The following is a 21,620-nucleotide window of genomic DNA, read 5'->3' on the forward strand; positions in this document are numbered from 1 at the left end:
TGCGCGGGCGCGTTGGGTTTTGGTACGTCCTGACCACCACGGACAGGACCCACACCATGCACTTTGGCCTCAGCGACGAACAAGAGATGATTGTCTCGACCGTGCGCAGCTTTGTCGAGAACGAGATCTATCCCCACGAGGCCGAGGTCGAGCGCACCGGCGAAGTCCCGCATGAACTTGGCGAGGCGATCAAGGAAAAGGTCATCGCGCTTGGGTTTTACGCCTGCAACTTCCCCGAAGAGGTGGGCGGCGCGGGGTTGAGCCATCTCGATTTCACGCTTGTCGAGCGCGAGCTGGGGCGCGGGTCGATGGCGCTGACCCACTTCTTTGGCCGCCCGCAAAACATCCTGATGGCCTGCGATGCGGATCAACGCGAACGCTATCTTTTGCCTGCGGTGCGGGGCGAACGCATGGACGCGCTGGCGATGACCGAACCGGGGGCCGGGTCGGACGTGCGAGGCATGAAATGCAGTGCGGTGCGGTCGGGCGGTGATTGGGTTGTGAACGGGTCCAAGCACTTTATCTCCGGCGCCGATCACGCCGACTTCTTTATCGTCTTCGTCGCCACCGGCGTGGATGAGACTGCCAAGGGCCCGAAAAAAGCGGATCACCACCTTTCTGGTGGATCGTGGCACGCCGGGGTTCGAGGTGCGCGAAGGGTACAATTCAGTCAGCCACAAGGGCTACAAGAACTGCATTCTGGATTTCGATGATTGCCGCTTGTCCGACGCGCAAGTGCTGGGCGAGGTCGATGGCGGGTTTGCGGTGATGAATGAATGGCTTTACGCCACGCGCATCACTGTCGCCGCCTTTTCCGTGGGCCGTGCGCGGCGCTGTTTCGACTACGCGCTGAGTTACGCGGCTGAACGCGAGCAATTCGGCCAGCCCATCGGCAAGTTTCAGGGTGTGGGTTTTCAGATCGCCGACATGATCACCGAAATCGACGCCGCCGACTGGCTGACCCTTGCCGCCGCATGGCGTCTTGATCAGGGCTTGCCTGCGAACCGCGAGATTGCCAGCGCAAAGGTATATGCCTCCGAAACGCTGGCGCGGGTGACGGATGCGACGCTGCAGATCTATGGCGGCATGGGCCTGATGGACGATTTCCCGATTGAACGATTTTGGCGCGACGCGCGGGTTGAACGCATTTGGGACGGAACCAGCGAAATTCAGCGCCACATCATCGCGCGCGATCTGTTGCGCCCGTTGGGGGCGTGACGGTGCGTGGCGACTCCGTACTCTGGGCGGCACTATAGATGCGCAGTCTGGACCGCCTGTTACGTCCCCGCTCAATCGCGGTGATCGGCGGGGGCGCGTGGTGTACGCAGGTCATTATCCAGTCGGAAAAGATCGGTTTTGTCGGCGCGATCTGGCCCGTGCATCCACGGGAGGCAATGGTCGCAGGGCACGGGGCGTTCCCGTCGCTTGACGACCTGCCGGAACCGCCCGATGCCGCATTTGTCGGGGTGAACCGAAACACCACAATCGATGTCGTCAACGCCCTGTCGCAAATGGGGGCCGGGGGTGCGGTCTGTTTTGCCTCCGGCTTTTCCGAAGCGGCGGCCGAAGACGCAGAGGCACAGGATCTGCAGGCGCGTCTTGTTGCTGCGGCAGGCGATATGCCGATCTTTGGGCCAAATTGCTATGGGTTCATAAATGCGCTCGATGGTGCGCTGCTTTGGCCCGATCAGCATGGCTGCACCCCCGTTGAGCGAGGCGTAGCGATCCTGACCCAAAGTTCCAACATCGCCATCAACCTGACCATGCAGCAGCGCGCCCTGCCCATTGCGTACATGATCACATGCGGAAACATGGCCCAGACTGCCCAAGCTCAGATCGCCATAGCCCTGCTGGACGACCCTCGCGTCAGTGCGATCGGGCTGCATATCGAAGGCTTTGGCAACCTGCGCCATTGGGAAGAACTGGCAGCCAAAGCGCACGCGCGCGGTATCCCCCTGATCGCCCTGAAGGTGGGTGCATCGGATCAGGCGAAACAGTCGACGGTATCCCACACGGCCTCGCTTGCAGGCAGCGAAGCTGGCGCACAGGCCCTGCTTGATCGGCTGGGTATTGCCCGGCTGCGCGCCCTTTCCGACTTTCTGGAAACATTGAAACTGCTGCACGTCTACGGACCGCTTGGCGGGACAAGGCTGGCTTCGATCAGCTGCTCTGGTGGAGAGGCCAGCCTGATTGCAGACATGGCGCTGGACACAGCCCTGACCTTTCCCCCGCTGGAGCACACGCAGGAAACCCAGTTGCGCGCCGCACTTGGCCCCATGGTCGCGCTGAGCAATCCACTGGATTACAACACCTACATCTGGCGCGACGCAGATGCGATGGCCGCAGCGTGGTCCGGGATGACCGGCGATGGGATCGATATGACCGTGTCGGTGGTGGACTATCCGGTCACAGATGCGGGCGACTGGACCTGCGCCACCGATGCCGCACTGAAAGTGCGCGCAGATACAGGCCGTCCATTCGGTGTGGTGGCCACCCTGCCCGAACTGATGCCTTTGGACGTCGCCTCCCAACTGATGGACGGCGGTGTGATCCCGTTCTTCGGATTGCGTGAGGCATTGGCGGCGATCGCGGCAGCTTCGACGCTGACCAAACCGCATGATCTGCCCTTGTGCCTGCCAGGTGACGGTGTGCCGACACAGACGCTGAACGAGGATACGGCCAAAACGGCTTTGTCCGCATACGGATTGGACTGCCCCGCGCGTATAAGCGGAGCCGTGCAAGACGTGATCGATATGGTGCAAAACTTGCGTGCGCCGCTGGCCGTCAAGGGCGTCGGGCTAGCCCACAAGACTGACGCCGGTGCGGTTCTTCTTGATCTCGATCACCGCGATATTGCCGATGCCGTGGCCCGTATCGGCACCCGTGACATACTGGTCGAAGAGATGGTGACAGATGGCGTGGCCGAACTGCTGATCGGGGTGACACGGGACAAGGCGCATGGGTTTGTCCTGACGCTGGGCGCGGGCGGCGTTCTGACGGAAGTGCTGCGCGTCACCGCCTCACTTTTGCTGCCGGTGACCGACGATGACATCAGGGCGGCCCTCGATACGCTCTCCATTGCACCAGTACTTGACGGCTATCGCGGCGGCCCTGCCGCAGACCTTGATGCCATCGTCAACGCCGCACTTGCGATCCAGGCCTATGTCCTTGCGCATCACAGCACGCTCAGCGAAGTTGAGGTCAACCCGCTGATCTGCACCCCCACACGCGCCGTCGCAGTGGACGCGCTGATCCAACTGGCCGAGGAGGCGTAGCCCATGCGGAAAATTGCCGCCGTGATTTTCCCCGACTTCGAGATGCTCGACCTTTATGGACCGCTTGAGATGTTTTCGTTTTTCCCCAAGGCCTTCGAAATCCGGACTGTGTCCACAGCGGCCGGACCGGTCAAAGCCTCGGGCGGGCCAAGCACTGTGGCCGAGGAGGCGTTTGGCGATGGAGTGGACTATGACATCCTGCTTGTCCCAGGCGGGCGTGGTACCCGGATCGCGCACAGTGACGAAACCTTGCTGTCATGGCTGAAAGATCAGGCAAGCAAGGCGGAATACACCACCTCGGTCTGCACCGGATCGCTGCTGCTGGCCAAGGCGGGCGTGCTGGAGGGGCGACGGGCCACCACGAACAAGCTGGCCTTTGACAAAGTGGCGGATCAGACCGATGGCGTCGACTGGCACCGCAAAGCGCGCTGGGTGAAAGACGGTTCGATATACACCTCGTCCGGCGTCTCCGCAGGCATGGACATGGCGCTGGCCGTGATCGAAGACTGCCTTGGTCCCAAGGCCGCGCAGGATGCTGCAACATATGCCGAATATATCCGCAATCCCGACCCCGACAATGACCCCTTTGCCGCCACAGGAGAGACCAAATGACAGACAGCCCGGTGAAGACACGTCGCGACGGTGCAATCCTTGAGGTCACCCTTGATCGGCCCAAGGCCAATGCCATCGATCTGGCCACCAGCGTGATCATGGGCGACACGTTCATGGCCTTTCGCGATGATCCCGAACTGCGGGTGGCGATCATCACCGGTGCGGGTGCCAAGTTCTTTTGCCCCGGCTGGGACCTCAAGGCGGCCGCAGACGGTGACGCGGTTGATGGCAATTATGGTGTCGGCGGTTTTGGCGGCTTGCAGGAAATGCGGGACATGAACAAACCCGTCATCGCGGCCGTCAACGGGATTGCGTGCGGCGGGGGCCTTGAACTGGCGCTGAGTGCTGACATCATTCTGGCGGCGGATCATGCATCCTTTGCCCTGCCCGAAATCCGGTCGGGTACCGTCGCGGATGCCGCGTCGGTCAAATTGCCCAAACGCATTCCCTATCACATCGCGATGGAATTGCTGCTGACCGGGCGCTGGTTCGATGTGCAAGAGGCGCATCGCTGGGGGCTGGTCAATGAAATCGTGCCCGGCGACGGGTTGATGGAACGGGCATGGGAACTCGCCCGCCTGCTCGCCTCGGGCCCACCCCTTGTCTATGCGGCCATCAAGGAAATCGTGCGTGACGCCGAGGATGCCAAGTTTCAGGACGCCATGAACCGCATCACCAAAAGCCAGCTGGCATCTGTCGAAACGCTGTATCGATCCGAGGATCAGATGGAGGGCGCGCGCGCCTTTGCGGAAAAACGCGATCCCGTCTGGAAAGGGCGCTAGGGCAGAGGCCCGTCCACCGGCAGCCCGCTGGGCACAGCGTCCGGAATGCCCAACCGGTCCGCCTGCGCCGTTGCACCGGTAAGAGCGTTCAGAAAAGCGATGATGGCATCGACGTCGCCGTCATTCATCGCAATCACCGTCCGGTTCTGCACCGCCCGCTGCCGCGCCATTTCGCGACTGTCCTGCCAGACCGCAAAGTCGATTTGCGCCAGCCATGGCACGTCCGGGAGTGCTGCGAGATCAGGCGACCAGTCATCAAACGACGCGGCGGGATTAAGGTGATGGCGCACAATCCCCTCAAGCGTCGGGTAGGCGCCGTTGTGCCCGTAAGGTGCAGTCAGAGCCACGTTGCGCAGCATGGGCGTGCGGAAGGCATAGGCATCTTCGAGCCGGTTGCTTTCCCCCATATGCCCCACATCGCGCACCATAGGGTCCCACTGGCGTGTGCGCCCCGGTCCGAATGGTGGTAGACCCAGTGCGTGAAACTTCTGATCCGTCATCAGCGCACCACTGTGGCAGTCGGCACAGCCCGCCTCTCCATAGAACAGGTCCAGCCCCCGTTTCTGTAGAGGTCCTAGCGCCTCGCCATCTCCGGCAAGGTAGGCATCAAAGGGGCTGTCAAAGCTGGTCCATTCCCAAATCATGAAAGCGCTGAGGGCATTGGCAATATCGGCAATGGTGATGTCGCTCGACTGGTCGATATGTGGGTATGCGTCGACAAACAGCGCTGCATACTCGGGAATGTGACGCACCCGATCCGTGAGGATGGGCCACGCATAATCGATGCGGTCATGCACCGCGCCCGCCACTTCGTTCTCCTTCGGATTCCCGGCCATTTCGAACTGCGCGACAAGGGGGAACACCGCCTGCGCGGCCAGCAAGTTGTCGAGACCGTCCGGCAGCCGTTCTTCGGCTGGGGAATTGAACCCGTTCTCGAAAGTGTCGGCGAGGCTGAGCCGTCCATCATGGAACATGACGGTCAGGTCCCGCGCGCCGAGGTTCCACAGACCCGGCGCATTGCGCGGGATGCGCTTGCGGATGCGGTCGTCACCGGTGCCGGCGGTGCGGTGCGGGCCAAGGCCAACACCCCCTCACCGATCCCGAGGCTGAGCCCGTCACCGGTGCCAAGGTCAGGGTGATGGCAGGTGGAACAGGCGATATTGCGGTTGCCCGACAGGATACGATCATAGAACAGCAATTGCCCCAGTTTGGCTTGTGCCGCGTCCACTGTGATGAAATCATCTGCGCCCAAAGGCTGCGGCAGATCGGTGGCAAAAGCCGGTGTCGCACTCAGGAGGATCACATGCGCAAACTTGCGATAGCCCTTGTTTTTCTTGCCGCCCCGGTTTTCGCCGAGTTGGAAGAGGCGCGCGACATGATGGAGGCCGGTCAGTACGAGGCCGCCTATGACGCTTTGTGGCCTGCGGCGCGGTCGGGCAATGCGGAGGCTGAGGAGTTGATCGGAGTTCTCTACGCCCTTGGCCTCGGGGTCGAGCGGGACGACGAGCGGGCGTTTGAGTGGTACCTGCGCGCCTCGATGAAGGGGCATCCCGGCGCGCAATCGGGCGTGGGCTGGTATTACGAGGTCGGGCGCGGCATGCCTGCCCCGGACCTTGTGCGCGCCTATATGTGGTACACTCTGTCGGCCATCGGAGGTGACCCCGATGCCGCCATCAGCCTTGAAGAGGTGGTCAAGAAAATGACCCGGGAAGAGATTGATCGCGCGCATATTCTGGTCAGTGACTACAAGGTCTGGATGTATCCGTTCCGCTAGAGTTTGGCAGGGCTTTCCACCTTTGAAAAGGACTACCGTGCCCGGCCTATCCCATGGGGTGTCCCATGGGGTGTCCCACGCAGGGACACGCCCCGCCCCTAAGGATATCAACAGGTTACAGAGGCGGTTTAACGATTTGTTCAGAAATTGACGACCTGAAGACCAACTGTGTTCTGGTCACAAAGGCCCCTCCGCGCTAGCGTGTTGCATTGATGTTAGGGGAACGGATTTTGAAAACAGTATTGATCACGGGCGGCTCAAGTGGTGTGGGTGCTGCGACCGCCAGGCGGCTGGCGCGCGACGGCACGTCGGTCATATTGCTCGCCCGCTCGGGCGATGCGCTGCAAGCCGTTGCAAAGGAGATCGGGCCAAACGCCACCCCTATTCCCTGCGACGCCTCTGACCCGGATGCGGTTGCACAGATGGCCGGGGACGTGATCGACCGCTTTGGCGTGCCGGATGCCATCATCAACAGCGCGGGTGCGGGCCAGTGGAAGACGGTGCAGGACACGACACCCCAAGAAGCGATGGCGATGATGCAGGCGCCGTATTTTGCGGCCTTCAACACGGCCCACGCGTTCCTGCAAGGGATGCTGACGCGTGGCAGCGGTGTGATCGCCCATGTGAATTCGCCCGCCTGTTTTGCGCCGTGGCCCTCAAGCGTTGGCTATGCCGCCTCGCGCGCCGCTTTGCGTGCCCTGCACGAAGCGATGTCGCAGGATCTGGTGGGCACGGGCGTGCACAGTTGTCACGTCGTCTTTGGCGAGGTCACGTCGCCCTATTTCGACAACAACCCCGGCACGGCAGAAAAGATACCGATGCTTGGCAAGATGATCCCGAAGATGAGCATGGAGGCTTGCGCGGATGTGCTGGCGGACGTGTTGGCCCGGCCAAGGGCGCAGGTGATCCAGCCCTTCATGTTGAAACCCAACGTGCTGACCGCGCGGCTGTTTCCGCGATTTGCGCGGTGGGCGTTGAGGTTCTGAGATAGCGTCAGCGCCAGACACCAAACGGCCGATTTCGGGACGACGCACAGCCGGTGAACCTGCTAGGCTGATCGTATGACCGGCATCCTCACCTACAGCTTTCGGCGCGTGACTGCTGATGATCTCGCCCTGCTTGCCACATGGCAATCACAGCCGCATGTGCGCCGTTGGTGGGACGCAGATGCGCCCTATGAGGCCGAAGATTTGGCCGACCCGAAAGTGGCGCGCTGGATCGTCTCGCTGACTGATCGCCCGTTTGCCTTCATGCAGGATTACACCGTGCATGGCTGGGACGACCATCACTTTGCCGGTCTTCCGCAAGGATCGCGGGGCATCGACCAGTTTATCGGAGAGCCCGAGATGATCGGCTGCGGGCACGGATCGGCGTTCATCAAACAGCGAATGAAAGCTCTTTTCGAGGACGGGGCCCCTGTCATCGCAACCGACCCGCACCCGGACAATGAGATGGCGATTGCAGTCTATAAAAAGCTGGGCTTCAAGCCGCTGGGACCAACTCAGGACACCCGGTGGGGTTTGATCCTGCCGATGGCTGCGAAACGATAGCGCAATCCTGATGACCAAAGCGCCTGCACCAAGGAGTAAGCTGTAATGATCGAAAAGAAATATGCCCAGACGATGGCGCGCTATGACAGATGGCAGAACCAGTCGCTTGTCGCGGCGGCGGACAAGTTGACGGACGCAGAGCGGTGGGAAAAGCGGGGCGCGTTCTTTGGCTCAATCGCGGAAACGCTCAATCATATCCTGTGGGATCATCGCATCTGGCTTGCGCGCCAGCGGGGCGACAGTGCGACGGCCCGTGAAATTGGCCCGAACCATCCCTACACCGATGCGCCGCGTGACTGGTCGGATTACAAGCGCCAGCGGGCTGAACTGGACGATGAGATCAGAACATGGTGCGATGGCCTGACCGATGCTGACATGTCGCGAGACGTGCAGTGGATGCGGGGCGATATGGCTGTCGAGACAGGCTTTGGCTTTAACCTTGTTCACATGTTCAACCACGCCACGCACCATCGGGGGCAGGTCCACGCCATGCTGACGGGTGCCGGTATTGATCCGGGGTCAACGGATCTGCCGATGATGCCGGAGACTGTTTGAACAGGAAGAGGCGGCGGGTTTTAGGTGCGCGAGGCGCAGGCTGACGGTGGCCGACCTGTGCGAGCGGGAGCCGATCTATTGCCAGTCCGCGGGGTGGCGATGCCACGCTCATTCCCGGGCACTTTATGGATCGAGGTTATCGCATCGCTGGCCTTTCATGCCAGCGTCAGCCAAATCGCCAGCCCGGGGGGCGGACTGGCGATGGATCGGCGCCTTCGGCTTGACTCCGATCCGGTTTTTGAGTGGTGGCGTTTCGATACGCGGCACGTTTGTCCCGCATCGCCGACCTCAACCGGATGCCGCGTCGCGCAGTTCGCCGCCGCTAAATCTCCACCGATGCGAAACGGGTGCGTTCCTTGACCGCCGTCCGACCGTCCGCGCGGTCCATCACGAAAGGGCCACCAACCTCGAACGGGAACTGGATGCGCCACGTGCCCTTGATCCGCTGGCCGTCCTCGCTGACTTGCCCGGCGTAGAACACGACTTCTTCACCGCCCTGCACAGAGGCCTGGTATTCCTTGGAAAAGGTGACTTCCCGCCCTGTCCGCAGGCCGGAAATCGACGCCACCAGATCCTTGTCCGGGATCGGGGAAAAGCTGTTGGGTTCGGATGTTTCGCCCCAGATCACGCCCGCGATGTCCGTCAGAGTGGCGACAAAGCTGACCGCGTCCTGGCCCGGGTTGTCGTAGTCGTAGACACCCGTCCACGCCCCGCTCAGGCTGAGGGATGGTTTGGTCATGACGCAAGGCTTTCAAAAACGAAACAAGCGGCGCCGGGATAGCGCCGCTTGCATTGAACGTCGAGTCCGATCAGTTCAGATCGGCTGCTCGGCTTGCATTCACGTCTTCTTCGGCCGCAGCAACGGCTGCTGTCAGCGCGTCAAAGATTTCGGGGCCGCGGGCCACGTTGTCCTTGAACCAGTCATAGACTGGTGTTGCGGCTTCGGCGAAGGCTGCCTTTTGCTCGGGCGTTGGGACGTAGAGGTCACCGCCACCGGCGACGAACTCTTCATAGGCGGCAATCGACTTGCGCTTGGGCGAGGCGAATGTGGCCTGTTGCAGGGCATAGAACCCGTCCACCACGACGCGGCGCATGTCTTCGGGCATCGCCATGAAGTTCTGGTTGCTCATCCACCAGAGCGCACCCATGTAGGCGTGCCCGTCCAGCGTGACATATTGCAGGCCCGCATCTGGGAATTTCATGCCCATAATGTCGGTGATGCCGTTTTTGGAGCCTTCGACAACGCCCGTCTGGAACGAGGTGAAGAGTTCAGGCCATGGGATCGGGGTCGGGGATGCGCCCAGCGCCTTGACCAGTTCCTGTGGCAGGTCGGCGACCACGGTGCGGATTTTCAGCCCTTCCATGTCGCCGGGCTCGGCCACGCGGCGTTTGGTGTTGGCAAAGTTGCGCCACCCGCCTGTATTGCCCACGGTCATCAGGCGGATCGCGCCGCCGGAATCCTCAAGCGCCATGTCGCGCATGGTGCGGGTGAAGTCGCCGGACAGAACGTGTTCGGCGATGCGGTCGTCGGCCATCAGGTAGGGCAGATCGAGCACCTGCACGTAAGGGAAGATGCCGGAGGCGCCGCCCGATGTGGAGATGTAGACGTCAATCGAGCCGTCGGCCACGCCTTGCAGGCACTCGGCGCCGTTCGAGCACAGTTGCGTGCCGATGAACAACTCGACTTCCATGGCGCCGTTGGACGCGGCCTCCACATAGTTCTTGAAGACGACGAGGCCGTCATAGTCTTCGTCATTCTCGTTCGAGTTGGCGGTGGCGCGGATCGTGTATTCCTGCGCGGTTGCCATCATGGCAGAGCCTGCGACAAGCGCGGCACCCATGAGGGTTTTGAGGGTTGTGTTGAGCATGTATTTGGTTCCTCCCGTTATGTCTCAATCGTTTAGTTTGCGAACCCCGTCAGACGGGGAATGGTCATCGAAATGGCCGGCACGTACGTAATCAGAAAGATGACAGCAATTTCGACCGCAAGGAAAGGCAAGATCGCCTTTGCGATGGTTTCTACTTTCTCCCGACTGACTGCGGCGGCCACGAACAGCACCAGCCCCATGGGCGGCGTGGCAAGCCCCACGGTCAGGTTGACGCTCATGATGATGGCAAAATGGATCGGGTCGACGCCAAGATCGGTGAAGATCGGGGCGAGGATGGGGCCGAGTATGATGATCGCGGGCCCCGCATCCAGGAACATGCCGACGATGAACAACAGCAGGTTGATCAGGAACAGCAGGACCAGCGGGTTTTCCGACAGCGTCAGGATGTAATCCGCGAGGATCTGGGGCGCGTAGGACAGCGACACCACGGTCTTGAACGCCATGGCTGCGCCCACCAGCAACAGCACGATGGCCGAGGTCAGGCCCGCCCGGCTGAGGATGTCGGGCAGGTCGCTGAGGCGCATGGTGCGCAGCACGAAAAACGCCACGAACACCGCATAGGCCACGGCGACAGCGGCGGCTTCGGTCGGAGTGAACACTCCGCCCAGAATACCGCCAAGAATCAGCACAGGCGTTTGCAACGGCACGATGGCGCGTTTGCAGATTGTGCGGAATTCGCTGCTCACCAGGGTGCGCAGGGCCAGCATCAGCGCATGTGCAATCACAATTGAAACGAGCAACGGTGCAAAATACGCCACCAAGACTGCCAAGCGCGACGGCAATACGGAAGCCAACGGGATCGCCAGTTCGGATATACTAGAAGTCACAGCCTCCGGTAGAAGGGCCCAGATCAGCACACCTATGTTCAGCCGCACAAGCGCGAAGGACACCCAGTTTTCCAGCGGTTTCAACTCGACACCGTCGAATTCGACCCGTTTCGCCGCGGGCAGGTCGTAGTGATCAGCCGTCAGACGGATCATGACCATCAGGCCGACACCCACAAGGATGCCGGGCACGATGCCTGCAAGGAACAGGGCGGCCACGCTTTCGCCCATCACGTAGGCGTAGATGATCATGATGCCCGAGGGCGGGATGATCGGCCCAATCACCGAAGAGGCGGCCGTGATTGCGGCGGCGTAGCGGCGGGTATAGCCCTCTTTCTCCATGGCCGGAACCAGCATGGACCCGAGCGCGGAGGTGTCCGCCACGGCAGAGCCGGACAGACCCGCAAACAGAATGGACGACAGCACGTTCACCTGCGCAAGACCGCCGCGCAAATGGCCCATGAGGGCTTGGGAGAACTGCACAAGGCGGATGGTGATCCCGCCCTTGTTCATCATCTCGCCCGCCAGCATGAAGAACGGGATGGCCATCAGCGGAAAGCTGTCCATACCGTTGTAAACATTGCGATAAAGCAGCGTGAGATCTTTTTCCTGACCGTTGAGCCACAAAAGCAAACCGGGCGCGGCCAGAAGGCCGAAGAAGACCGGCAGACCGATCAGCAGGAACAAGAGGAAGAGTGGAAGGAACCAGATCAGCATTTATTCGGCCCCCGCCATGTCTGCGCCATCGATCACCGGCAGGCGATCACCGCCGCCCAGCATCTGAACGATGCTGCGCAGGATCAATTCGATGTTCACCACCAAAAGCAGGACGACCCCGACAAGCAGCGACAGCATCATCCAGCTGCGCGGAATGCGGAACCACCCGTCAAAAGTCGGGATGTAAAGGGATGCGGTGGCAAAACGGCCCCCGAAGCCTGTCACTTCACTCCACCCGATCTGGACGGCGACAAACAGGATCAGGACGGAAATCAGCAGAAGGATAAGCGAAAGCACCGCGCCGACCCGTTCAGACATAAGGCCCGAGATCATGTCGAGCGCCACAAAACCGCCGCGCCGGAAGGCCGTCGGCGCCATCAGGCCCGTCATCCACAGCATACAGAAACGCGCGGCCTCGTCCGGCCAGGGAAGGGCGTTGTTGAACACGTATCGCGCAACGACCTGAATGAGAATGGCAACCACCATGACAGCAATTGCGACTATGCCGATCGCGCGCCCAATCTTGAGAACGAATGCGATCACGGCATCCATCGGTGCAAGCACCGCCAGCAAAAAGCCCATGCGGGCCCTCCCTCTTGTGGTGGCCCGATGGTTAGTCCATCGGTGCCGTATATGCGCGGTTTTCCCGCGCGTTGGATGCCCGCCTTTGGCGGTGCGTGTTGTTGTCGGGCCGCGCGGCGGGTGCCGCGTGGCCTTTTGTTTTGCCGCGGCTCCTAGCCGTTCAGCGTGCCGAAATCACCGGCGAAAAACGTCAGCGGGGCCCCGTCGCGCATAGACGTACGCTGAACCTGGCCCACGACAATCACGTGATCGCCTGCATCATGTGCGGCCACCCTGCGGCATTCGAACCGGGCAAGGCAATGATCAAGCAACGGTGCGCCATCCGCGTTCACCTCGTGCGGGATGTCACCAAGCGCGTGGGCGTTGCGGGCGACTTGCGTGCACAGGTCCTGCTGTTCGGCGGCCAGCACGTGTATCGCATAGTGATCTGCCGCGTCGAAATAGGGAAAGCGCCGTGCGGCCCGGTCCACCGACCACAGCACAAGCGCCGGATCGAGCGAGACCGAGGAAAAGCTGTTGGCCACGATGGCCACAGGCCCATCCGCACTGGCAGCCGTGATCACAGTAATGCCGGTGGCGAATTTGCCAAAGGCGTCGCGCAATTGGCGCCCCGACGTTTCGTCAGGCGTAAACATCGTGGGTTGGTTGGGGTCTTGCATTGTCATCATGCCACCTCGTGTCCAAGGGCTGCCTCGTAAAGGCGGAACCATGTGGGTCGGTCGAGCGACACGTTCGTCGCGTCGCTGATTTTCTTGATCCGGTCCAGATTGTTGGTGCCCATCACCGGAAGGATGCCTGCGGGATGTGCCAGCAGGAAGGCCACCGCGATGGCGGCGCGGTCAACGCCATGGGTCGCGGCCAGTTCGTCCATGACGGCGTGCAGCTTGTCACTGCCCGACATCAGCCCACCGCCACCCAAGGGCGACCACGCCATCAGGTGATGCCCGTGGCGCTGGTGGAATGCCATGTCGCCATTGGTGAACGGGTTGATCTCGCCCAGCGAAATCTCGATCTGGTTGGTGACCAGTTGCGTTTTCATCGCCGATTGCAGCAGGTCCCAGTCATAGGGGCGGAAGTTCGACACACCCACCGCGCCGACCTTGCCGGATTTCACCGCCTCATCCAGTGCCGCGCCGGTTTCGTGATGATCCATGAACGGGTCGGGGCGGTGGATCAGCAGCAGGTCGATGTGGTCAATCGCCATGTCCCGCAGCGAGTTTTCGATGCTGGACATGATGTGGGCGCGGGACGTGTCGTAATATTTGACGGGCGCATCGGCATAGCGCCCCATCGGCGCGACGATGTCGCATTTCGTCACGATCTCCATCTTGGCGCGCAGACCGGTGTCGGCCTTGAGTGCTTCGCCCAGGATCGCCTCGGCCACGTAGCCGCCATAGATATCCGCCTGATCGAAGGTCGTGATGCCCTGATCGAGACAGGCGTTGATCTTGGCCTGCACATGGGCCGTCGAGGTGTCGGTGTCATCGCCAATCCGCCACATGCCGTAGACAATGCGGGAAAAGTTGAGGGTCTGGGATAGTTGGACGCGGTCCATCAGCGGCGCTCTCCTGCGGCAAGGGGTGTGGCAGGTGCGCTTGCGGGCACCCGGCCATAAGCATGGGGCAGCGAGCAGGTTTTCAAGTGCGGCATGACGCGCGATCCGAAATGTTTTGCCTCGTCAATGTGCGGATAGCCCGAGAAGATGAAGGCGCGGATGCCCATCTTTTGATACTCTTCGATCTTGGACAGGACCTGATCGGTGGAGCCAACCAATGCCGCACCACAGCCTGAGCGCGCCCGGCCCACGCCGGTCCAGAGGCCCGGTTCGACATAGCCGAATTTGTCCGCCAATTCGCGTGCCTTGGCCTGATGCGCCACGCCGAGCGAGCCGGAATCGAGGCCCCGTTCGCGGATCAGCTGGCCGTATTCGTCGTCGAGTTTCGATACGATGTAGTCCGCGTATTCGCGCGCCTCTTGTTCCGTATCGCGCACGATCATGTGCACGCGCAGGCCGTAATCGAGGGTGCGGTCGTATTTCTCTGCCACTGCGTTCACGTCACGCATCCGCCCGGCGAGGTTCTCCTGTGGTTCCGGCCACATGAGGTAGACGTCGCAATGCTGCCCGCAAAGCTCCAGCGCGGACGGTGAATAGCCCCCGAAGTACAAGAGCGGGCCGCCGGTTTGGTAGGGGCGTACGGGGTCTGTTGTAAGCCCTTTGAAATTGTAGACTTCGCCCTCGTAATTGATCTCGTCCCGGGTCCAGGCCTGTTTCAGGATCTCCACCACTTCGCGCGAGCGCTGGTAGCGGTAATCGCTGTCGGCTTTCTCTCCGGGGAAATCGGACGAGATGATATTGACCGTCAACCGGCCCTCAAGCATGTGATCGAGGGTTGCGATGGTGCGCGCCAGCATGATCGGCTGCACCTCGCCGCAGCGCACGGCGGCCAGCAGGTTGATCTTTTCGGTGATGGGCGCACAGCCTGCAACAAACGACAGCGTATCCTGCCCGACCTGATAGGAAGACGGGCACAGGATGTTGCGAAAGCCCTGCGCCTCGGCCTCGCGTACGATGTTGCTGCAATGCGCCCAGCTTGACCGCAGATCGCCGTCCGGCACACCCAGGAACTGATAGTCATCCGAACACAGTGCCGAAAACCACGACACCTCGGCGGCATCAAGATCAGGGGATGTGATGGGGACAATGGTCATATGGGGCAGCGCCTTGGTTCGAGTGGTAACTTGCCTCTTGCGTAACATTGTCATTGATGTAGATCAATAGTGTATCAATTTTCATCTGCCCGGACCAGACGCCGCCGTGTCACAGCCCCAGAACTCACCCCATGCACTGCCGATCTACGTGCAGATCGCCGAGTTGCTGACGCGTGATATCGTGGCGGGTCGGCTGATCGACGGAGAGCGGCTGAAGCCTGAACGCGAGATGGCCAGCGAACTTGGCGTCAGTGTCGGCACATTGCGCAAAGCCCTGCGGGATATGGGCGAAAAGGGGCTGATCGAAAGCGTACAGGGGTCGGGCAACTATGTCCGTGCAGGCGGGGATACGGGCACGGTCTATGCCATGTTCCGGCTCGAACTGCTGGACGGCGGTGGCCTGCCGCGCGCCAATGTCCTGTCGCTCGATCACATCGACAAGCCCGAAGACCTGCCGCCATTTGGCACATCACAACGTGCGACTCGCATCCGCCGCCTGCGCTCCCTCAATGACACAATCATGGGGGTCGAGGAGATCTGGCTGGACGCGGATGCCGGATTGATCGATTCAGCGACGATGTCCGAATCTCTTTACGCCACCTACCGCAAGGAACTGGGCCTGTGGATTCAGCGCGCCGAAGACCGGGTGAGCCTTGGGCCTGTGCCCGACTGGGCACCCGACGCCTATGTGCCACGCTCCGGCCAAACGGTCGGCTATATCGAACGGCTGAGCTGGGCCGACCGCCCCAAACCTATCGAGTTTTCGCGCACGTGGTTCGACCCGGCCCGCGCGGTCTATGTCCAACGATTGAAATAAGGAACGCCCCGGGATGGCACAAATGGTGAGATACGGCATTATCGGATGCGGCATGATGGGCCAGGAACACCTGCGCAATATCGCGCTGTTGCCGGATGCGGGTGTGGCGGCGGTTTTCGAACCCGATGCCGGGATGGCCGCAAAGGCACAGGAATTCGCGCCCGGTGCGGCCATTGTCGGCAGCGTCGAAGAATTGCTGGCCGTAGACGATCTTGATTGCGTGGTGATCGTCAGCCCCAACTATTGCCATGTCGCGCAACTGGAAGAAATCGCGGCAACGCGGCCCCTGCCCTTGCTTGTCGAAAAGCCGCTGTTCACCGACCCCGAGGACGTCGCAAAGCTGGCGGCATTCCGCGACAGCTATCCCGCGCCGATCTGGGTCGCGATGGAATACCGCTATATGCCCGTGATCGCCAGTTTTCTGGCGCACTCACAGGCGGCGACGGGCGGGATCAAACAGCTGTCCATCCGCGAACACCGCTTTCCCTTTCTGCCAAAAGTCGGCGACTGGAACCGGTTCAACCGCTACACGGGCGGCACCTTTGTCGAAAAATGCTGCCACTTCTTTGATTTGATGCGCCACGCCCTTGGGGCGGAGCCGGTGCGTGTGATGGCATCGGCCGCACAGGCCGTGAACCATCTGGACGAGTCCTATGACGGGCAAGTGCCCGACATCATCGACAGCGGCTATGTCATCGTGGATTTCGACAACGGCACACGCGCCATGCTGGAATTGTGCATGTTCGCCGAAGGATCGGCCTATCAGGAGGAACTGTCCGCCGTCGGCCCCGTGGGCAAGATCGAAGCCTTTGTGCCCGGCCCGGGCCGGTTCTGGCCTGCCCATCTGGGCCCTGCCCCGGTGGCGAAACTGGTGACGTCGCCGCGCGCGCCGCAAGGGCCGATGGTGCATGAGATCCCCGTGGACCCGCTGCTGTTGCAGGCGGGCGATCACAACGGATCGACGTTCTTTCAGCATCAGCGGTTTTTGGCGCTGGTGCGGGGGGAAACGGATGTGCCCGAGGTGTCACTGCATGACGGCTGGGCGGCGGTCGCTATGGGCATCGCCGCGCAGGAAAGCGCGCGGACGGGTGCGGCGGTGGACCCGCGGCGGTGGATGTAGGGCAGCGTTGGATGTGAAGGAGGGTTTGAGCGCCTTGTTTCCAATGTGACCACGCCAAAGGCCATGAGCTGAATAGTGGGTGCTCTCTCGCTACAGTTCGTCGACTTCTGTGCTGTAGTATTCGGAACTTCTCGACGTGGCTCGATTGGTTTGACGGGTTCCGGGACGACCTTTGGTGCGGCGCTTTAAGAAGGTCAAATACAGTATAAAGGCGATGAATGGCACAGATTGGAGAATGTGATAGTCATATAGAAAGCGAAGAAATTCCATACTAGCCTCAATCGTATCCACTTCCTGCCTTCGCCGTTTCAGGCGAAAACTTGGAAGTGAACTGTGTACCAAAACTTGGACCCAAATAAGGCATCCAAGTCCTGCAGTGCGGCCACCCCTCGCCTACCTGCTCAGCATGTCCCTGAACGCATGCCAGCTTGCCTTGGGCGTGCGTTCCAGCGTGTCGAAATCGACGTGCACCATGCCGAACCGCTTTTCATAGCCCAGCGCCCATTCGTAATTGTCCATCAGCGACCAGGCCATGTAGCCCTTGACCGGAACACCCTTGGCAATCGCGTCGCGCACGGCGGCGAGGTGGCTGTTGAAATATGAAATGCGCGCCGGATCGTCCACGACGCCATGCGCGACCGTATCGGCATTCGACATCCCGTTTTCTGTCACATAGATCGGCAGATCGCCGGTGTATTCCTGTGCCGTGCGCACAAGGAAATCGTGCAGGCCCTGAGGGTACACTTCCCACCCCATTTGTGTCTTTTCCAATGGTCCCTCGACGGCGTTCAGGTGCGGCCAGGGGCCGTCGTTCCCGGCCAGAAGCGAGCGGGTGTAGTAGTTGAGCCCGGCCCAGTCGAGCGGTGCGGCGATTGTGCCGAAATCGTCCTGCCAGTTGTCGGGCAAGTGCGGGCCCAGCGCCTTGACCAGCCGGTCGGGATAGCGGCCCTTGAAGGCGCCGGAGACAAAGAAGTGGTTGTAATAATCGTCATAGAGCGCCGCCGCCTCGATGGCTTCGGCGCTGTCGTCCGCCGGGGCGGCCCATTCCATATTGAACACCGCCCCGAGGTTCTGAACGCCCATTGCGCGCATACGTTCGATGGCCGTGCCATGGGCCAGCATGACGTGGTGCATGGCCCGCGCCGTTGCGCGGATGTCGCGCAGACCGGGTGCGTGCGCTCCGACAAAATGGGACAGCCAGGACACGCACCAGAATTCGTTGATCGTGGCGACCGAAAACATCCGGTCACCAAGGCGGCCCATCACGGCCTCGGTAAAGTCGCCGAACCAGCCTGCAATGTCGCGGTTGCGCCACCCCCCTGATCGGCCAGCGCCGAGGGCAGTTCCCAATGGTACAGCGTCGCCATGGGTTTGAGGCCGCGTTCCAGCATCGCGTCCGTCAGCCGGTCATAAAAGTCGAGCCCGTCCGGATTGACGTGACGCCCGTCCGGCATCACCCGCGCCCAGCTTGTCGAGAAACGGTAGGCATCAAAGCCCCCGTCCCTGAGCAGATCAAGGTCTGCCTCGTAGCGATGATAGTGATCGCAGGCCAATGCCCCGTCTTCGGCGCGCACCACGTTGCCGGGTGTGGCCGCAAAATCGTCCCACATCGCGCGGCCCGCGCCGCCGAATTTGTGACCTTCGATCTGGTAGGCCGACGTGGCCGCGCCAAACAGGAAACCATCGGGAAAATCGGAGCGTTTGTGGGTCAACATGCGCTTACTCCTTCAGTGGACCGGTGGAGCCGCCGACGACGAACTCGGCCTCCCACAAGGTGTGGACATGTACAGCGCCCGGCGTGTCGATCCGGTCGATCAGCATCTGGGCCAGCGCCTTGCCTGCTGCGCGCACCGATGATTGCATGGCGGTAAACACCGGCGGCACCGCGCTGTTGCGGAAATAGCTGAGGCAGTCGTCAAACGTGGCAATCGACACGTCCTGACCGGCGCGCAGGTCGCGATCATCCAGCGCCCGGCGCACACCAGCGGCACAGATGATGGACGAGACAAGAAAGGCAGTGGGCGGATCGGCCAGATCGAACATGTCGACCGCGCTGCGGTAGCCGTAATCCTCGGTCATCTCATCCTGAGTCATGAGGGCCGGATCAACGATCAGGCCGGACGCCTCCATCCCTTCCTCGTATCCCTTGCGGCGGCGTATGGCGAAATCCAGCTTTTCCTGACCGTTGATCAGCGCGATCCGGCGATGCCCCAGAGTCGCCAGATGCCGGGTTGCCTCGTAAAAGGCGCGGCGGTTGTTCACGTCGAGGTATGAATAAGGCACCCGCGCACCGCTTGAGCGGCCATGGACGACAAAAGGCAACCCAAGGTCGTCGAGCAGTTGGAGGCGCGAATCGTTGAACCGCGGCGCGTGCATCACGATGCCGTCCACGGCCCCGCGCGCCTTGAGACGGCGATAGGTTTCGGCCTCATCGCGTTCGCCGACACGGGTGAGCATCATGTCATAGCCATGCTCGGCATAGGTTTCTCCGGCCCCGGCCATGAAGTCACCAAAGATCGGGTTCACCATTTCGCCCGAATCACCCACCGAAATAACGTGCCCGATGCAGCGGCTGTGACCGGTCGCGAGGCCCTGGGCACGGGTGTTGGGACTGTAATCATGCGCTTGCGCTGCGGCCACGACACGGGCGCGCGTGGCCTCGGACACTTCGGGATATCCGTTCAGTGCGCGGCTTACCGTTGTCTGGCTCAGCCCCAGATGTTTCGATAGTTCCTTAAGATTCACAGCATTCCGATCCAAAGCGCTTTAAGGTTCGGCGACGCTACCCAATGGCGGCACCTTCGTCAAAACCTTCGCAGATTCCACTCTTGCGTGTTAATCTTTATTCAGCCCCATCGCGCACAGGGTTTGACAGCCATGATTTTTTGAGCGACGGTCAGGCCATTCCAAAGCGCTTTGGCAATTTGTCATTGCGCAGGCGGGCTGTCCACTGGACGGTGCGACTTGGGCATAAAATGGGAGGATAACCAAGATGACCAGAACTCTACTGGCCAGTGCAGCTGCATTGGCGATCACGGCTGCCACCGCGCATGCGGACGGCCACATTGCTTTCCCGATCGGCGAAGGCCCCTTTAGCTGGGACAGCTACAACGCATGGGCCGAAAACGCACCGGACCTGAGCGGCCAGACTGTCACAGTCTTTGGCCCATGGCTGACACCAGAAGATGGTTACCTGAACAACGCTCTGGCCTATTTCGAAGAGGCGACAGGCGCGGACGTGATCTATACCGGGTCGGATTCTTTCGAACAGCAGATCGTGATCGACGCCGAAGCGGGTTCCGCCCCCAACATTTCCGTCTTCCCACAGCCCGGCCTTGCGTCGGTGATGGCGGGCAAGGGTCAATTGTCGCCGCTGGGTGATGACATGGCATCCTGGGTTGCCGAAAACTACGCGGCTGGCCAGTCCTGGGTCGATCTGGGCACCTATGCGGATGCCGACGGCAACGACCAGATGTTCGGGTTCTTTTACAACGTGAACGTCAAGTCGCTGGTCTGGTACAACCCCGAGAACTTTGAAGATGCAGGATATGACATTCCTGAAACCATGGAAGAGCTGAAGGCGCTGACAGACCAGATCGTCGCCGATGGCGAAACACCATGGTGCATCGGTCTGGGAAGTGGTGCGGCGACAGGCTGGCCTGCGACCGACTGGGTCGAGGACATGATGCTGCGCACGGTCGAACCCGAAGTCTATGACCAGTGGACCACAAACGAAATTCCGTTTGACGATCCACGCGTTGTCGCCGCCATCGAGGAATTCGGCCACTTTGCCCGTGACGATGCGAAAGTGTCCGGCGGGGCGGGTGCAGTTGCCTCCACCGACTTCCGCGACAGCCCCAAGGGCCTCTTCTCGTCACCCCCACAGTGCTACATGCACCGTCAGGCGTCGTTCGTGCCTGCCTTCTTCCCTGAAGATGTGGAATTTGGCGTGGACACCGGCTTCTTCTACTTCCCAAGCTATGCCTCCAAGGATCTGGGCAACCCGGTTCTGGGCGGTGGTACGCTGATGGCTGTGACAAGCCCTTCGGATGCGACGTCTGAACTGATGAAGTTCTTCCAGCTGCCGATCAGCCACGAGATCATGATGGCGCAGACCGGGTTCCTCACACCCCACAAGGGCGTCAACACCGAAGCCTATAAGGACGACACGCTGCGCGCGCTGGGTGATGTTCTGCTGGGCGCGACCACGTTCCGCTTTGACGGATCCGACCTGATGCCCGGTGGCGTCGGTGCGGGCACGTTCTGGACCGGCATGGTCGACTATACCGGCGGCAAGGATGCAGCGGCTGTGGCCAGCGACATTCAGGCCAGCTGGGAAGCGCTGAAGTAAGCGATCTCTCCACTCACGACAACGACCAGTCCGCCGCATCGGTGGGCTGGTCCAAGACCAGAC

General features: G+C 61.2%; 20 protein-coding genes and 2 pseudogenes. 11 read left to right on the plus strand and 11 right to left on the minus strand.

Annotated elements, in window-relative coordinates; all coding sequences use genetic code 11:
- Positions 1-56 precede the first annotated feature (56 nt).
- From ACERZ8_RS02285 to ACERZ8_RS02300, 4 genes and pseudogenes are all read left to right on the plus strand, one after another.
- Positions 57-1,218, plus strand: a pseudogene (locus ACERZ8_RS02285) (acyl-CoA dehydrogenase family protein).
- Between the two features lie 38 nt (positions 1,219-1,256).
- On the plus strand, positions 1,257-3,275 hold the full coding sequence (locus ACERZ8_RS02290; RefSeq protein ID WP_407590496.1) for an acetate--CoA ligase family protein: 2,019 nt from the start codon (positions 1,257-1,259) through the stop codon (positions 3,273-3,275).
- Positions 3,276-3,278: 3 nt separating this feature from the next.
- Positions 3,279-3,887, plus strand: a complete 609-nt coding sequence (locus ACERZ8_RS02295) for a DJ-1/PfpI family protein (protein WP_407590497.1) — start codon at positions 3,279-3,281, stop codon at positions 3,885-3,887.
- On the plus strand, positions 3,884-4,669 hold the full coding sequence (locus tag ACERZ8_RS02300; RefSeq protein WP_407590499.1) for a carnitinyl-CoA dehydratase: 786 nt from the start codon (positions 3,884-3,886) through the stop codon (positions 4,667-4,669). Before ACERZ8_RS02295 ends, ACERZ8_RS02300 begins: the two co-directional genes overlap by 4 nt.
- Here the strand turns inward: ACERZ8_RS02300 and ACERZ8_RS02305 are convergent.
- Both ACERZ8_RS02305 and ACERZ8_RS02310 read right to left on the minus strand, forming a co-directional pair.
- Positions 4,666-5,643: a cytochrome-c peroxidase gene (locus ACERZ8_RS02305; RefSeq protein WP_407590500.1), complete on the minus strand. Its 978-nt coding sequence runs from the start codon at positions 5,641-5,643 to the stop codon at positions 4,666-4,668. The two genes, ACERZ8_RS02300 and ACERZ8_RS02305, sit on opposite strands and share 4 nt — an antisense overlap.
- A gap of 5 nt (positions 5,644-5,648) precedes the next feature.
- Positions 5,649-5,972, minus strand: coding sequence for a cytochrome c peroxidase (locus ACERZ8_RS02310; protein ID WP_407590501.1), 324 nt, complete (start codon positions 5,970-5,972; stop codon positions 5,649-5,651).
- Here ACERZ8_RS02310 and ACERZ8_RS02315 point away from each other — a divergent pair, their 5' ends adjacent.
- From ACERZ8_RS02315 to ACERZ8_RS02330, 4 genes are all read left to right on the plus strand, one after another.
- On the plus strand, positions 5,973-6,443 hold the full coding sequence (locus tag ACERZ8_RS02315; RefSeq protein WP_407590502.1) for a tetratricopeptide repeat protein: 471 nt from the start codon (positions 5,973-5,975) through the stop codon (positions 6,441-6,443).
- Between the two features lie 230 nt (positions 6,444-6,673).
- Positions 6,674-7,429 carry an SDR family NAD(P)-dependent oxidoreductase gene (locus ACERZ8_RS02320; RefSeq protein WP_407590503.1) on the plus strand — a complete coding sequence of 252 codons (756 nt, stop codon included), beginning with the start codon at positions 6,674-6,676 and terminating at the stop codon, positions 7,427-7,429.
- A 75-nt stretch (positions 7,430-7,504) separates the two neighbouring features.
- Positions 7,505-7,993 (plus strand): GNAT family N-acetyltransferase, encoded by a 489-nt coding sequence (locus ACERZ8_RS02325; RefSeq protein WP_407590504.1) that lies wholly within the window; start codon positions 7,505-7,507, stop codon positions 7,991-7,993.
- A gap of 45 nt (positions 7,994-8,038) precedes the next feature.
- On the plus strand, positions 8,039-8,548 hold the full coding sequence (locus ACERZ8_RS02330) for a DinB family protein (RefSeq protein WP_407590506.1): 510 nt from the start codon (positions 8,039-8,041) through the stop codon (positions 8,546-8,548).
- 322 nt (positions 8,549-8,870) lie between these two features.
- Here ACERZ8_RS02330 and ACERZ8_RS02335 read toward each other — a convergent pair whose 3' ends face one another.
- The 7 genes from ACERZ8_RS02335 to ACERZ8_RS02365 all read right to left on the minus strand — a co-directional run bounded on the left by ACERZ8_RS02335 (position 8,871) and on the right by ACERZ8_RS02365 (position 15,269).
- Positions 8,871-9,287 carry a hypothetical protein gene (locus ACERZ8_RS02335; RefSeq protein ID WP_407590507.1) on the minus strand — a complete coding sequence of 139 codons (417 nt, stop codon included), beginning with the start codon at positions 9,285-9,287 and terminating at the stop codon, positions 8,871-8,873.
- 70 nt (positions 9,288-9,357) lie between these two features.
- On the minus strand, positions 9,358-10,416 hold the full coding sequence (locus ACERZ8_RS02340; RefSeq protein ID WP_407590508.1) for a TRAP transporter substrate-binding protein: 1,059 nt from the start codon (positions 10,414-10,416) through the stop codon (positions 9,358-9,360).
- 32 nt (positions 10,417-10,448) lie between these two features.
- Entirely contained in the window at positions 10,449-11,978 is a 1,530-nt protein-coding gene (locus ACERZ8_RS02345) for a TRAP transporter large permease (RefSeq protein WP_407590509.1), read from the minus strand.
- Complete coding sequence (locus ACERZ8_RS02350) at positions 11,979-12,560, minus strand: TRAP transporter small permease (RefSeq protein WP_407590511.1); 582 nt, start codon at positions 12,558-12,560, stop codon at positions 11,979-11,981.
- Positions 12,561-12,712: 152 nt separating this feature from the next.
- The gene (locus tag ACERZ8_RS02355; protein WP_407590512.1) at positions 12,713-13,225 is read right to left on the minus strand and encodes a flavin reductase family protein; all 513 of its coding nucleotides are present in this window, start codon (positions 13,223-13,225) and stop codon (positions 12,713-12,715) included.
- Positions 13,225-14,115 (minus strand): aldo/keto reductase, encoded by an 891-nt coding sequence (locus tag ACERZ8_RS02360; RefSeq protein ID WP_407590513.1) that lies wholly within the window; start codon positions 14,113-14,115, stop codon positions 13,225-13,227. The genes ACERZ8_RS02355 and ACERZ8_RS02360 overlap by 1 nt, the downstream gene beginning before the upstream one ends.
- A complete protein-coding gene (locus ACERZ8_RS02365) occupies positions 14,115-15,269 on the minus strand; it encodes an LLM class flavin-dependent oxidoreductase (protein ID WP_407590514.1) in 1,155 nt (384 codons plus the stop codon). Before ACERZ8_RS02365 ends, ACERZ8_RS02360 begins: the two co-directional genes overlap by 1 nt.
- 106 nt (positions 15,270-15,375) lie before the next feature.
- Between ACERZ8_RS02365 and ACERZ8_RS02370 the strand changes: the two genes are divergently transcribed.
- Both ACERZ8_RS02370 and ACERZ8_RS02375 read left to right on the plus strand, forming a co-directional pair.
- The gene (locus ACERZ8_RS02370) at positions 15,376-16,086 is read left to right on the plus strand and encodes a GntR family transcriptional regulator (RefSeq protein WP_407590515.1); all 711 of its coding nucleotides are present in this window, start codon (positions 15,376-15,378) and stop codon (positions 16,084-16,086) included.
- Between the two features lie 13 nt (positions 16,087-16,099).
- Entirely contained in the window at positions 16,100-17,206 is a 1,107-nt protein-coding gene (locus ACERZ8_RS02375; RefSeq protein ID WP_407590516.1) for a Gfo/Idh/MocA family protein, read from the plus strand.
- Positions 17,207-17,599: 393 nt separating this feature from the next.
- On the opposite strand, the pseudogene ACERZ8_RS02380 reads toward ACERZ8_RS02375, so the two are convergent.
- Positions 17,600-18,921, minus strand: a pseudogene (locus ACERZ8_RS02380) (GH1 family beta-glucosidase).
- A gap of 4 nt (positions 18,922-18,925) precedes the next feature.
- The gene (locus tag ACERZ8_RS02385) at positions 18,926-19,951 is read right to left on the minus strand and encodes a substrate-binding domain-containing protein (RefSeq protein ID WP_407590517.1); all 1,026 of its coding nucleotides are present in this window, start codon (positions 19,949-19,951) and stop codon (positions 18,926-18,928) included.
- 247 nt (positions 19,952-20,198) lie between these two features.
- On the opposite strand from ACERZ8_RS02385, the gene ACERZ8_RS02390 reads away from it, so the two are divergent.
- On the plus strand, positions 20,199-21,557 hold the full coding sequence (locus ACERZ8_RS02390; RefSeq protein ID WP_407590519.1) for an ABC transporter substrate-binding protein: 1,359 nt from the start codon (positions 20,199-20,201) through the stop codon (positions 21,555-21,557).
- Positions 21,558-21,620: the final 63 nt, after the last annotated feature.

Origin of the sequence: Tateyamaria armeniaca (genome assembly GCF_045797845.1) — a bacterium.
Classification (GTDB): Bacteria; Pseudomonadota; Alphaproteobacteria; order Rhodobacterales; family Rhodobacteraceae; genus Tateyamaria; species Tateyamaria armeniaca.